Source organism: Bradyrhizobium sp. T-1 (genome assembly GCF_053592855.1).
The window spans coordinates 5,028,992-5,040,985 of record NZ_CM132115.1 but is presented as its reverse complement, the minus strand read 5'-3'; the positions used below and the strand labels follow the sequence as shown (position 1 = coordinate 5,040,985).

At 64.0% G+C, this 11,994-nt stretch carries 12 protein-coding genes; 9 read left to right on the top strand and 3 right to left on the bottom strand.

All coding sequences use genetic code 11. The annotated features are described in order from the left end of the window. Positions 1-41: 41 nt before the first annotated feature. The 4 genes from ACWAT4_RS24480 to ACWAT4_RS24465 are packed head-to-tail and all read left to right on the top strand — an operon-like array spanning position 42 to position 3,890. On the top strand, positions 42-1,931 hold the full coding sequence (locus ACWAT4_RS24480) for an ABC transporter permease (protein WP_212302584.1): 1,890 nt from the start codon (positions 42-44) through the stop codon (positions 1,929-1,931). Beyond that, positions 1,928-2,719, top strand: a complete 792-nt coding sequence (locus ACWAT4_RS24475; RefSeq protein ID WP_212302585.1) for an ABC transporter ATP-binding protein — start codon at positions 1,928-1,930, stop codon at positions 2,717-2,719. The genes ACWAT4_RS24480 and ACWAT4_RS24475 overlap by 4 nt, the downstream gene beginning before the upstream one ends. After that, on the top strand, positions 2,716-3,420 hold the full coding sequence (locus ACWAT4_RS24470) for an ABC transporter ATP-binding protein (protein WP_212302586.1): 705 nt from the start codon (positions 2,716-2,718) through the stop codon (positions 3,418-3,420). Before ACWAT4_RS24475 ends, ACWAT4_RS24470 begins: the two co-directional genes overlap by 4 nt. 14 nt (positions 3,421-3,434) lie before the next feature. Beyond that, a complete protein-coding gene (locus ACWAT4_RS24465) occupies positions 3,435-3,890 on the top strand; it encodes a MarR family winged helix-turn-helix transcriptional regulator (protein ID WP_212302587.1) in 456 nt (151 codons plus the stop codon). Positions 3,891-4,002: 112 nt separating this feature from the next. Here the strand turns inward: ACWAT4_RS24465 and ACWAT4_RS24460 are convergent, their stop codons facing one another. Beyond that, a complete protein-coding gene (locus ACWAT4_RS24460; RefSeq protein ID WP_212302588.1) occupies positions 4,003-5,199 on the bottom strand; it encodes an amidohydrolase family protein in 1,197 nt (398 codons plus the stop codon). A 157-nt stretch (positions 5,200-5,356) separates the two neighbouring features. Between ACWAT4_RS24460 and ACWAT4_RS24455 the strand changes: the two genes are divergently transcribed. The 4 genes from ACWAT4_RS24455 to ACWAT4_RS24440 all read left to right on the top strand — a co-directional run bounded on the left by ACWAT4_RS24455 (position 5,357) and on the right by ACWAT4_RS24440 (position 8,298). Further along, positions 5,357-6,130, top strand: coding sequence for a ferredoxin--NADP reductase (locus ACWAT4_RS24455; protein ID WP_212302589.1), 774 nt, complete (start codon positions 5,357-5,359; stop codon positions 6,128-6,130). A gap of 160 nt (positions 6,131-6,290) precedes the next feature. Continuing rightward, positions 6,291-6,617 (top strand): hypothetical protein, encoded by a 327-nt coding sequence (locus ACWAT4_RS24450; protein WP_212302590.1) that lies wholly within the window; start codon positions 6,291-6,293, stop codon positions 6,615-6,617. A 91-nt stretch (positions 6,618-6,708) separates the two neighbouring features. Beyond that, complete coding sequence (locus tag ACWAT4_RS24445) at positions 6,709-7,968, top strand: cytochrome P450 family protein (RefSeq protein WP_449728269.1); 1,260 nt, start codon at positions 6,709-6,711, stop codon at positions 7,966-7,968. Between the two features lie 93 nt (positions 7,969-8,061). Next, positions 8,062-8,298: a hypothetical protein gene (locus tag ACWAT4_RS24440; RefSeq protein WP_212425721.1), complete on the top strand. Its 237-nt coding sequence runs from the start codon at positions 8,062-8,064 to the stop codon at positions 8,296-8,298. Between the two features lie 6 nt (positions 8,299-8,304). On the opposite strand, the gene ACWAT4_RS24435 is transcribed toward ACWAT4_RS24440, so the two are convergent. Further along, positions 8,305-9,558, bottom strand: a complete 1,254-nt coding sequence (locus ACWAT4_RS24435; protein WP_449728268.1) for a DUF763 domain-containing protein — start codon at positions 9,556-9,558, stop codon at positions 8,305-8,307. A 123-nt stretch (positions 9,559-9,681) separates the two neighbouring features. Here ACWAT4_RS24435 and ACWAT4_RS24430 point away from each other — a divergent pair, with 123 nt between their 5' ends. Continuing rightward, positions 9,682-10,827, top strand: a complete 1,146-nt coding sequence (locus ACWAT4_RS24430; protein ID WP_449728267.1) for a mechanosensitive ion channel family protein — start codon at positions 9,682-9,684, stop codon at positions 10,825-10,827. 12 nt (positions 10,828-10,839) lie between these two features. On the opposite strand, the gene ACWAT4_RS24425 is transcribed toward ACWAT4_RS24430, so the two are convergent. Beyond that, a complete protein-coding gene (locus tag ACWAT4_RS24425) occupies positions 10,840-11,763 on the bottom strand; it encodes a PepSY-associated TM helix domain-containing protein (protein WP_212425724.1) in 924 nt (307 codons plus the stop codon). Between the last annotated feature and the right edge of the window lie 231 nt (positions 11,764-11,994).

Below are 11,994 nucleotides of genomic sequence, written 5' to 3'. Positions count from 1 at the left end.
AGAGCGGGGAGAGTGAAGTTCAGACCTAACCCGGACCGCCGATGGCCTTTTACGTCGTACAGTTTCTCACAGGTCTTGCCAGCGCAGCGTCGCTGTTTCTGGTGGCCTCGGGCCTGTCGATCATCTTTGGCGTGACGCGGATCGTGAATTTCGCGCATGGCGCCTTCTACATGATCGGCGCCTATATCGCCTTCACGCTGACCGAACGCTTTTCCGGTGCGTTCGGCTTCTGGGGCGGGGTGGTCGTTGCGGCGCTGGCCGTGGCGCTGATCGGCGTTCTCGTGGAGATGGTGCTGCTCCGGCGCATCTATCACGCGCCCGAGCTGTTCCAGCTGCTCGGCACCTTCGGCCTGACCCTGATGGTCGAGGATCTCGTGGTATTGATCTGGGGACCCGATGATCTCGTCGGCCGCCGCGCGCCGGGATTCAAGGGGGCCGTTGATTTCTTCGGCCAGAACATTCCGAGCTACGATCTGTTCCTGATCGCGCTCGGGCCCGTCGTGCTCGGCATTCTCTGGCTGCTGTTCCAGCGCACGCGTTGGGGCGTCTTGGTGCGCGCCGCCACGCAGGATCGCGACATGGTGGCAGCGCTCGGCGTGAACCAGAAATGGCTGTTCACATCCGTGTTCGCGGTTGGTGTCTTCCTCGCAGCCCTCGGCGGTGCGCTCCAGATCCCGCGCGATGCCGTGCATCATGCCATGGATCTGCGCATCATCGTCGAGGTCTTCGTCGTGGTCGTAATCGGCGGCCTCGGCAGCATCGTCGGCGCGTTCGTCGCAGCCGTGCTGGTGTCCGAGCTCAACGCCTTCGGCATCCTCATATTTCCGAAGATCTCGATCATCCTGGTCTTCCTGGTGATGGCGGTGGTGCTGATCGTCCGTCCCTGGGGCCTGTTCGGCAAGCCCGAGGCGGCCGCGCGCAAGACGCCTGGCCTCACCGTCAATCCCTGGCGCCCGTTGACCTCAAACGAACGGCTGGCGTCGCTCGCGGCACTGGTGATCGCGGCGACGCTGCCGCTGTTCGCCGGCAATTACGCGCTGACCGTCGGCTCGGAGATCGCGATCTTCGTGATCTTCGCCGTCAGCCTGCACTTCCTGATGTCGGTCGGCGGGCTCGCATCCTTTGGCCATGCCGCCTATTTCGGGCTCGGTGCCTATGGCGTCGCCTTCCTTGCCAAGATGGCGGGATTGCCGATGATCGTGTGCCTCTTGCTCGGGCCGCTGCTGGGCTGCATGGGCGCCGCAATATTCGGCTTCTTCGCGGTGCAGCTCTCCGGCGTCTATTTTGCCATGCTGACGCTCGCCTTCGCGCAGATCGTGTGGTCGATCGCGTTCCAGTGGGTGAGCGTCACCGGCGGTGATAACGGCATCCTGGGCGTCTGGCCTGCGAGCTGGGCAGCGAGCCCGTCACACTTCTACTGGCTGGCGCTCGGCGTGGCCGCACTCGTCACCATTGCGCTGCGGATCGCAGTGTTCTCGCCGTTCGGCTATGCGCTCCGTGCCACGCGAGACTCGGTGCTCCGCAGCGAGGCGGTCGGCATCAACGCCAAGCGTATCCAGTGGACGGCCTTCGTGATCGCGGGCACCACGGCCGGCATCGGCGGCGCGCTGTTCGCCTATCTCAAGGGTAGCGTCTTCCCCGACAATCTCGGCATCTCGCTCTCGGTCGATGCGCTGGTCATGGTGCTGCTCGGCGGCGTCGAGACGGTGTCGGGCGGGGTGATCGGCGCCATTGTCTACAAGGCTCTGAACATCTGGCTGGTGAGCCAGACCGATCTGTCGAAACTCGTGCTCGGCGGTTTCATCGTGCTGATCGTCGTCGTCTTCCCCAAGGGCATCGTTGGTATGCTGGAAATGCTGGCGCAGCGCCGCAGGAAGTCCTCGCCGCCTGGATCCTCCCTGCTTGCCAAGCCGATCGAGTCCGCCGAATGAGCGTTGCGCCCCCACTTCTCGCGGTCGAAGGCCTGACCAAATCCTACGGTGGCATCCACGCCGTGCGCGGTGTCTCGTTCTCGCTGCGTGCTGGCGAGATCCTGGCGCTGATCGGGCCCAATGGCGCGGGGAAGAGCACCTGCTTCGACATGCTCAACGGGCAGAACCGGCCTGATACCGGCCAAGTGCGCCTGCTCGGCGAGGAGACCACCGGCAAGAAACCCCGTGACATCTGGCGGATGGGCGTGGGACGCACCTTCCAGATCACCGCGACCTTCGCCACCATGACGGTGCGGGAGAACGTGCAGGTCGCGCTGATCTCACATGGCAGGCAGCTGTTCAATCTCTTCGGCTCGGCGCCGAACTTCGATCGCGGCGAGGCTGGGCGGTTGCTCGAGCTGGTCGGCATGGGCGGTTATGCCGACCGTCCCTGCGGCGAGCTCGCCTATGGCGATCTCAAGCGGCTCGAGCTTGCGGTCGCGCTCGCCAATCAGCCGAAGCTCTTGCTGATGGACGAGCCGACCGCCGGCATGGCACCGCGCGAGCGGGTCGATCTGATGCGGCTGACGGCCCAGATCGCGCGCGAGAAATCGATCGGCGTGCTCTTCACCGAGCACGACATGGATGTGGTGTTCGAGCACGCCGACCGCATTATCGTGCTCAATCGAGGGACGCTGATCGCCGAGGGCTCGCCGGCCGAGGTGCGCGGCAATCCGCAGGTGCAGGCGGTCTATCTCGGCGAGGGCCTTGTCTACGATGCCCGCCACCGCGAGGGAGCCTCGTCATGAAGCTGACCGTCGAGGGGCTCAACAGCCATTACGGCCCGGCGCACATCCTGTTCGACATCGGTTTCGAGGTCGGCGAGGGCGAAGTGGTCGCGCTGCTCGGGCGCAATGGCGCCGGCAAGTCGACCACGTTCCGCTCGATCGTCGGCCTCGTCGCGCAGCGAACCGGCCGCATCACGTTCGAGGGCAAGGACGTCTCGGCGCGGCCGACGCATGAGATCGTGCGCGAAGGTCTCGGCTATGTACCCGAAGAGCGGCGCATCTTCACGGATCTGACGGTTGACGAAAATCTCGAAGTCGGCCGCCAGCCGAAGCGTCCCAACGCGCCTTACTGGACCCGCGAGAAGCTGTTCACGCTGTTTCCCAATCTCGGTGAGATGAAGGGTCGGCCCGGCGGCCGCATGAGCGGCGGCGAGCAGCAGATGCTGACGATCGCGCGCACGCTGATGGGCAATCCGTCGCTGGTGCTGCTGGACGAGCCCTCGGAAGGCCTGTCGCCGAAAATCGTGGAGCAGATGGTCGATGCCATCCTGACCATGAAGAAGGAGGGCGTCAGCATTGTCGTCTCCGAGCAGAATCTGCATTTCGCGCGGTTGATTTCCGATCGCGCCTACATCATCGAGCGCGGCCGCATCTGTTTCGGCGGCACCATGGCCGAGCTCGACGCGCGTCCGGATATCCGCGACGCGCATCTTTCGTTATGAGGGGCGGGGAGCGGATGGCGAGAAGCGTTGCGGCAAAGAAGAGCGTCAAACCGGCAAAACCGTCTTACGTGCTCGACGAACAGGTCGGCTTCATCCTGCGCCAGGTCTGGCAGCGGCACAGCTCGATCTTCTCGCGCGACATCGGTACCAATCTGACGCCGACGCAATGGGCGGCACTGTCCAAGCTCGCCGAGACCGGGCCGTGCTCGCAGAACCAGCTGGGGCGGCTGACGGCGATGGACGTCGCGACCATCAAGGGCGTGATCGACCGCCTCACGGCGCGCGGCCTGACCGAAACGAGCCAGGATCCCGAGGACGGCCGGCGCCTGTTGGTGAGCCTGACGCGCGCCGGTCAGCAGCTTGCGGAAAAGCTCGCGCCGAATGCGATTGCGATCACGCGCGAAACGCTGGCTCCGCTCGATGTCAAGGAGCGCGAGCTGCTGATGGCACTGTTGAACAAGCTAAGGTGATTTGCCCGTCATTTCCGGGGCACGCGCATCGCGCGTGAACCCGGAATCTCGCGCCAAATGTCTGAATTCCGGGTTCGCGCTGACGCGCGCCCCGGAATGACGACAAATGCCGTCACTTCGCCACCACCTCCGGCACCCTTCCGGCCGGCGGCGTATTGCGGCTGCGCTGCGTGCGCACGATGCCGTCGATGATGGTCATGCCGATGCCGGGGAGGTCGCCGAGCTGGACGCTCTCCAGAATGGTCTTGCCGGGCGAGTGCTGCGCCTTGTCCATGATGACGAAATCGGCGGAACGGCCGACCTCGATCAGGCCGCAATCGAGCTGCCGCATCCGCGCGGTGTTGCCGGTGGCGAGGCAGAACGCGATCTCGGCCGGCAGCTCGCCGATCGAGGACAGCATCGAGACCATCCGCAGGATGCCGAGCGGCTGCACGCCGGAGCCGGCCGGCCCGTCGGTGCCGAGGATGACGCGATGCAGCTCGTTCATTTCGCGTGCGATACGCAGTGTGTAGAGCGCCGAGCGCTCATTGCCGTTGTGAACGATCTCGAGTCCGCGCTTGCAGCCCTCGCAGATGCAGCGGATCTGGTCGTCGGGCAGGGCGGTGTGGCCGCCATTGATGTGACCGACGACGTCGGTGTCGGCCTCCAACACCACGTCCTTGTCGATCAGGCCTGAGCCGGGGATCGAGGGACCGCCGGTGTGGATCGTGCTCTGGATGCCGTATTTGCGTGCCCAGCCGACCATCTTACGCGCAGTCGGGCCGTCCTTGACGCCGCCGAGGCCGACTTCGCCGAGCAGCTTGACGCCGGCGGCGGCCATTTCCTTGAAGTCCTCCTCGACCATCTCGCATTCGATGACGGGCGCACCGGCGTGAACCTTCACGCCGCCCGGCCGCAAGGTCCAGAATGCGCGCTGGGCGAAGATCGCCATGGCCTTGAGGCCGACGACGTCGCGGGGACGGCCGGGCATATGCACTTCGCCCGCCGAGATCATGGTGGTGATGCCGCCATGGAGAGAGCTGTCGATCCAGTTGATCTGGTTCTGGCGGGGTGTCCAGTCGCCAGCGACCGGGTGGACGTGGCTGTCGATCAGGCCGGGAGCAACCGTCGTGCCGTTGGCATCCACGATGGTGGTGGCACCCTCCGTGTCGAGATCCTTGTAGCGTCCGATCGCGGTGATCTTGCCGTTCTCCGCGACGATGGTGTCGCCGTCCAGGATCGGCTTTTCCAGGGCGCCGGACAGGATCAGGCCGATATTGCGGATCACGAGCTTCGAGGGCCCGGTGGCCTGGGGTGCGTCATGCGCCATGGAAGGGGCTCCTTATTCCCAACTGCAACGCTTTCGATCTTGGGCAGCCTTGACCGCGGGATCAAGCAGGATTATTCATTAGTATACAAATGATCGTGTACAAACGACGCATAGCTGCCCGCCTCGAGAACCGCATTGGAGCGACAGGGAAGGTGAGATGAGCAATTTCAATCAGGAAAGCGTTTTGAGCGTCCACCACTGGACCGACACGCTGTTCTCCTTCAAGACCACCCGCAGCCCGACCTTCCGTTTCCGCAATGGCGAATTCACCATGATCGGGCTCAAGGTCGGCGAGAAGCCGCTGCTGCGCGCCTACAGCGTCGCCAGCGCCAACTACGAGGACACCCTCGAATTCTTCTCGATCAAGGTGCCGGATGGACCGCTGACTTCGCGGCTCCAGCATCTGAAGCAAGGCGACGAGATCATCGTCAGCCGCAAGGCCACGGGCACGCTTGTCATCGACAATCTGGAAGAGGGGCGTAACCTCTATCTGATCGGTACCGGCACGGGCCTTGCTCCGTTTCTGAGCGTGATCAAGGACCCCGAGACGTATGAGCGGTTCGAGAAGGTCGTGCTGCTGCATGGCTGCCGGCACGTGAAGGAGCTCGCCTATGGCGAGATGATCACCGAGCACCTGCCGAAGGACGAGCTGATCGGCGAGTACATCCGCGAGCAGCTGATCTACTACCCGACCGTGACGCGCGATCCCTTCCGCAACCGCGGCCGCATCACCGACCTCATCACTTCAGGCAAGCTGTTTGCCGATATCGGCCTGCCGGCGCTGGAAGCGGCCCACGACCGAGTCATGATCTGCGGCAGCCCGGCGCTGGTGGCGGATACCCGGCTGCTCCTGGGCGAGCGCGGTTTCGTCGAAGGTAACCACGGCGAGCCCGCCCAGTTCGTGGTCGAAAAGGCCTTTGCCGAGCGCTAAGCGGGCTCTTTTTTTGGGCATGATCTATTCGGAAAACCGCTTCACACTTTTCCAGATCATGCCCATCTCGCAATAAGACCGCATTTTCGCCGCGGTGGGGGCGTTGCCGGGCCGATTCGGCGCTTGATACACTGTGGGAACGAATCAGCGGAGTTCCCACATGGTTGCGGACAGCGACAGCAACATCGCCTGGCACCGGGTTCAGTTGAAGAAGAATCGCGCCGAGTTGAAGGCGCTCGAGACCGCGCGCTTCACGATGGGCGAGATCGCGTCCTCGAAACGCGACGGCCAGACCCAGAAGACGATCGCGGAGCTCAAGCGCAAGATTGCGCAGTCCGAGCGCGCCATTGCCGACCACGACAAGCGCACGCGCCGTCCGCTCGGCACCGACCTGCAGAGCCTCAGCAATGGCAGCTGGAGCCATTGGGACGCCTATACCAACCAGCAGCAGCGCAAGGCCGGGCCGCGCACGCCTGGACGAGGTTAGTTCCGCTGCGCGCGAAGGCTGGTTCCAGCCCTTGCGCCGGTGGCCTCGCTCACCATCTCGTTGAGGCGCCACCAACCACTCCGGTGATCACATGGCACCGCGCCTCGATTTCACGAGCGAGGCCTTCTTTCGCGATCCACCCAAGGCCATCGCGGCTCTGCGAGCGTCCGGCCCCGTGGTCGCGACGCGATTTCCGCTCGTCGGCGACGTCTGGATCACCACGACCCACGACGCCACCGCGCAGGTGCTGAAGGACAGCACGATCTTCACGCTGCGCAAGGAAGACGGCGACGTTGCCGGGCTGCGCTGGTGGATGCCGAGGCTGATCAGGACCATCGCCAACAACATGCTGACGATGGACGAGCCGGATCACACCAGGCTGCGCAGCATCGTGGACGAGGCCTTTCGCCGCCGGGCCATCGTTGCGATGGAGCCGCGCATCCGTGCCATCGCGGACGGTCTGGCCGATGAGCTGTTTGCAAAGGGCAGCCCAGCCGATCTCGTTCAGAGCTATGCGCGTATCCTGCCGCTGTCGGTGATCTCGGAGCTACTCGGTCTGCCCGTGGCCGATCGCCCGCGCTTCATCGCCTGGGCCAATGCGATGTCGTCCCTGACGGACGTCGTCAGCTTCTTTCGTCTGCTGTTCGCATTCCGCAAAATGCGAAGCTATCTCCAAGAGCAGTTGCAAGTCGCGCGCGAACGGGGCGGTGAGGGTCTGATTGCAGAGCTGGTCCAGGTCGAACGCGAGGGCGGCGAGATCACGCCGGACGAAATGGTCTCGATGGTGTTCCTGCTGCTCACGGCGGGCTCGGAGACCACGACCCATCTCATCAGCGGCTCGGTTTACGAGCTGCTCAGGAATCCGGACTTGCGTGACTGGCTGGAAGAGGACTGGAGCCGCACCTCGCTCGCCGTCGAGGAATTCTTGCGTTTCGTCTCGCCGGTACAGTTTTCAAAACCGCGTTATGTGCGGCGGGATGTCGAGCTCGATGGCGCGCGGCTGAAGAAAGGCGACCGCGTCATGGTCATGCTCGCCGCTGCAAATATGGATCCTGCGGTGCACGACCAACCCGAGCGGCTCGATCTCGAACGAAAGCCCAATCGTCATATGTCCTTCGGCACGGGAATCCATTTCTGCCTCGGACATCAGCTCGCGCGCATTGAGGCGATGTGCGCGCTCCGGGCTTTGTTCACGCGATGGCCGCGGCTCGGCCTTGCCGTCGAGTCCTCGCAGATTCATTGGCGCAAGCGGCCGGGGATCCGCATGATTGCGAAACTGCCAGTGATTGCCGATGCCGGTGAGGGGCGTCAGCCAAGTGCGGCGGATGTGCCGCAGCGGATGGCAAGCTGAGGGAACAACGATCATCGTTCTCGCGTGCAACCGCGAAACAAACCCGGTGGCACGCGCGTTGGCAAATTGCTGACAACGATGATGGAGCAATTCATGCCCCACGGAGGCAAGACGCATATCGGTTCAGGCGCGCACGGCAAGGGCGCGGGCAACGGAGCGCTGACGGACATTCCCAAGGGCAAGATCGGCGACAATATGATCCTGTCGAACCGCGACAAGGCGCAGCACTCCGACATTCGCGGTATGGACAGCAAATTCATCCAGACCGAACAATATCAGGACCATTCGGCCAATCGGTTCATCGACGACGAGGAGGAGGCCGAAGATTAGGCGCGCTCAGGAGCCAGTCGCTTTCTTTGTCGCAACGAGATCGCGCTCCCAGCCGAACACGGAGCGGCCATCGAGGTCCGGTGATGCGGCGCGCTCGCCTGCAATGAACGATTCCAACGATGGCCCGCTTGCGGTTCGTTCCAGCCGCCGTGCCTGATCGTCAAGGCGTTTGATCGCCTGCATCTCTTCCTCGCGACCGAGCTTTGCATTCTGGATTGCGCCCTTCAGGACGCGGATGGTCTCGTCATAGACCTTGATCGGAACGGGATAGGGATGCCGGTCCTTGCCGCCATGGGCGAGCGAGAAGCGCGCGGGGTCCTTGAAGCGATAGGGCGCGCCGTGCACGACCTCGGCCACCATCGCCAGCGAGCGCACGGTGCGCGCGCCGACGCCGGGCGTCAGCAGCAGCTCCGGAAAATCGATCGGGCCGCGCTCGGCTGCGGCGGCGAGGGTGCCGTGCAAGCGGCGTGCGAACACGTCCTTCGGCCGGACATCGTGATGCGCGGGCATGATCAGGTGCGGCAGCATCGCCTGCGCAGGCTCGGTCGTTGTGCCGGTGAGCCGTTCGAATTCTGTGAGGATGCGATCGGGGCCGAGGTCAGAGAGAAGCTCAAGCTGCGCAGTGCGGGAGATATCGGCGCGATGGTCGGTGAGGTTGACGATCTCGCCTTGCTGCGGTCCGTCGATCGCGCTGTGGGGCGCCTCGACAAAACTCTTAAGCGCTTCCGAATGCCAGTGATAGCGGCGGGCCTGCCGCTTGTCGCCGTTCATTCCCTGCTGCACCACCGTCCACTTGCCGTCTGCGGTGACGAAGAAACCGTGCAGATAGAGGTCGAAGCCGTCCTGGACTGCGGCGCTGTCGACCTTCGCCACCAGGCGGCTGGCGCGGGTGAGCTTCGCGCCGTCGAAGCCGACGCGGTCACCGAGTTGCAGCAGCTCGTCCGGCGTCTTGCGCGAATGCTGGCCGCGACCGCCGCAGACATAGATGCCGAGCTCATCCTGGAGCGGCCCGAGCCCGCGCTTCAGCGCGCCGATCACGGACGTGGTGATCCCCGAGGAGTGCCAGTCCATCCCCATGACGGCGCCGAATGACTGGAACCAGAATGGATGCGACAGCCGCTGCAGGAATGCATCGCGCCCGTAATGATGCACCACCGCCTGCGTCACGATTGCGCCCAGCGAAGCCATGCGGCTCGCCAGCCACGCCGGAACCCGTCCGGTGTGAAGGGGAAGATCGGCGCTGCCGGTTCGTCTCGTCATCGTACGCAAATTAGCGCAATTCGGCACGATTGCACCAGGGGAATGCTGCGTTGCACTGCGCGGGAGGAGCGAAGCGCGCTGGAACGCGTTGGCGCAGCAGCGAATGCAATTCCGGGGACGTGAATGAATTGGCAGGTCGTCATGGCCGACATCGACAAGATGTTCGGGTGGATCCCATCTTGGTTCATCGGTCTCGGCCTCGTTGCCGGGGCGATGCTGCTTGCGCTGTCATTCTACCGGCTCGCCGTCTGGCTATTGACCCGCACCTTCGGAACCCGTCTTCCGCTCCTGAGCGTGTTCATCGAGCGCACGTCCGGACCGGCCCAGTTGGCGCTATGTCTTGCCGCCGTCGCGCTGGTGTTGCCGCTCGCGCCGCTGAATGATGCCTTTCGCACGCCGCTCACGAGCCTGTTCGTCGTCGCCTTCATCGCGCTGATCGGCTGGATCTCGATCCGGATCGTCGACATGAGTGCGGCGCGCTATTTGCAGAACTTTCGCGATGTCACCGAGAATTTTGTCGCGCGCAAGCACGTCACCCAGGTCCGCGTTTTCAAACGCGTGACTGACATCATCATCGTCATCATCACGGTGTCGACCTCGCTGATGACGCTCGATTCGGTCAGGCAATACGGCGTCAGCCTGTTCGCTTCCGCTGGTGCCGCCGGTATCATCGTCGGTCTGGCCGCGCGACCGCTGCTCAGCAATCTGATCGCCGGCCTGCAGATCGCAATCACGCAGCCGATCCGGATCGAGGATGCGGTCATCATCGAAAACGAGTGGGGTTGGGTGGAGGATATCGCCGCGACCTATGTCGTCATCCGGCTGTGGGACTGGCGCCGCATGGTCGTGCCGCTGTCCTACTTCATCGAAAAGCCGTTCCAGAACTGGACCCGTGACACCGCGTCCCTGATCGGTGTGATCGCGCTCCATGTCGACTACCGCGCCGACGTGCCTCGCATCCGGCGCTGGCTCGGAGGCGCGGTGAAGGAGTCGAAGCTCTGGGACGGCGCGGTGGTCAATCTCCAGGTGATCGACGCGGATTCACGCACCATCGAATTGCGCGCGCTGGTCAGCGCGCGCAATGCGCCGCAATCCTGGGATCTGCGCTGCGAAATGCGGGAGAGGCTGATCGCCTTCATCCGCGACGAGATGCCGGAGGCCCTGCCGCGCGAGCGCGCGATCCTGATTCCATCAGGAGGAGACGACGACATCGAATTCACGCAACGCTCCGCCGCGCCGGAGCGGATGCGGGCGAGCGCGCACAATTGACTGCCGATGCGATCAGGCTGCGCGCGCGATGGAGGTGTCGGCCCGCCGGTCAGCGCGCGATCGTGGCTTACGCAGCTTGCGCCGTGCCCAGATTAGGAGGCCGGTCGACAGCAACGTCATGAGCGCGATCGAAATCAAGACATTGAGGGACGAGGCGATCGTTGCCGACCAGTTTCCCTCATGGATCAGCCGCGGCCAGTTGCGCGGCAATGGCGTGACGCCGGATGCGTTGACCGCGTAGGCGCGCAACTCTCCATCCTCGTAGAGCCGCGCCACGATGCGGCCGCCGCGCGTGCCGATCGAGATCACGTGCGAGAGGTCGTGGGAAGACGCGACCAAGCGAATCGCGTCGGGCAGCGGGAGCGGCCGGCCGTCGCCTGCGGGGGCAGAAGCACTTTGAAATGTCAGGCCAAAGGCCATGCAAAGGCCGGTGAGCGGGCTCAGGAGGATCAGTGGCAGCGTGAACCACGCGGTCCCCTTGTGCCATCCGGACAGCGAGTTGCGTAGTCGTGGCAGTCCCATGAAGATGCCAAGCACCATGAGAACGATCATGGTGATGGTGGAACTCGTCACGAGCCAAGCCTGGCCGAGCAGCCGCTCGTGCGTCATGCGCGCCCAGAGGAAGAGATCGGAGAGGCCAGCCCCGGTGGCAACGGTTTCGCCGGTGGCGAGGTCGATCACCGGGGCGCCAGAATCTTGCAACGCGACGCGCTGCGCACTTGCATTGATCGCCAGGCCGCGCGCCTTGCCTTCCGGATCATACCGCTTCACCAACTCGGCGACGCGCGCGGCGTCGATCGGTGGTCCGCCGAGACCGCTGACCTGTGCCATCGGCTCGAATGAAAGGATGAAACCGGTTGCGATGATCGCGAGCAAGGGAAGTGCAAAGATCAGCGTGATCCAGCGGTGGAGGGTCAACAATTGCGGCTTGCTCATGCTCTGTCTCCGGCTTTGTGCCGCGTTGGTCGCTCAGCGCGGCGCCGAAAGCAAATGACGCTTTGTCCATGATGGTCGCGTTGATCTGTAGCAAATGCAGTCAGGATCGGTAGCGACGAATGCTAATCGTTTGCAGGTTCAAGTGTCGTCTGCATTCGTGCAGCAGCCGCGTTTGCGCGCTCGATGGCAGCTTCCGAGCGGCCGCCCGAAACCGTCTGCCGGAGCAGGCCA

Bases quoted from the DNA above. Each gene is read 5' to 3' on its own strand.
- ACWAT4_RS24430 (WP_449728267.1), top strand. From the start codon at position 9,682: ATGAATTGGCAGGTCGTCATGGCCGACATCGACAAGATGTTCGGGTGG.
- ACWAT4_RS24455 (WP_212302589.1), top strand. From the start codon at position 5,357: ATGAGCAATTTCAATCAGGAAAGCGTTTTGAGCGTCCACCACTGGACC.
- ACWAT4_RS24465 (WP_212302587.1), top strand. From the start codon at position 3,435: ATGGCGAGAAGCGTTGCGGCAAAGAAGAGCGTCAAACCGGCAAAACCG.
- ACWAT4_RS24445 (WP_449728269.1), top strand. From the start codon at position 6,709: ATGGCACCGCGCCTCGATTTCACGAGCGAGGCCTTCTTTCGCGATCCA.
- ACWAT4_RS24460 (WP_212302588.1), bottom strand. From the start codon at position 5,199: ATGGCGCATGACGCACCCCAGGCCACCGGGCCCTCGAAGCTCGTGATC.
- ACWAT4_RS24475 (WP_212302585.1), top strand. From the start codon at position 1,928: ATGAGCGTTGCGCCCCCACTTCTCGCGGTCGAAGGCCTGACCAAATCC.
- ACWAT4_RS24480 (WP_212302584.1), top strand. From the start codon at position 42: ATGGCCTTTTACGTCGTACAGTTTCTCACAGGTCTTGCCAGCGCAGCG.
- ACWAT4_RS24450 (WP_212302590.1), top strand. From the start codon at position 6,291: ATGGTTGCGGACAGCGACAGCAACATCGCCTGGCACCGGGTTCAGTTG.
- ACWAT4_RS24470 (WP_212302586.1), top strand. From the start codon at position 2,716: ATGAAGCTGACCGTCGAGGGGCTCAACAGCCATTACGGCCCGGCGCAC.
- ACWAT4_RS24435 (WP_449728268.1), bottom strand. From the start codon at position 9,558: ATGACGAGACGAACCGGCAGCGCCGATCTTCCCCTTCACACCGGACGG.
- ACWAT4_RS24440 (WP_212425721.1), top strand. From the start codon at position 8,062: ATGCCCCACGGAGGCAAGACGCATATCGGTTCAGGCGCGCACGGCAAG.
- ACWAT4_RS24425 (WP_212425724.1), bottom strand. From the start codon at position 11,763: ATGAGCAAGCCGCAATTGTTGACCCTCCACCGCTGGATCACGCTGATC.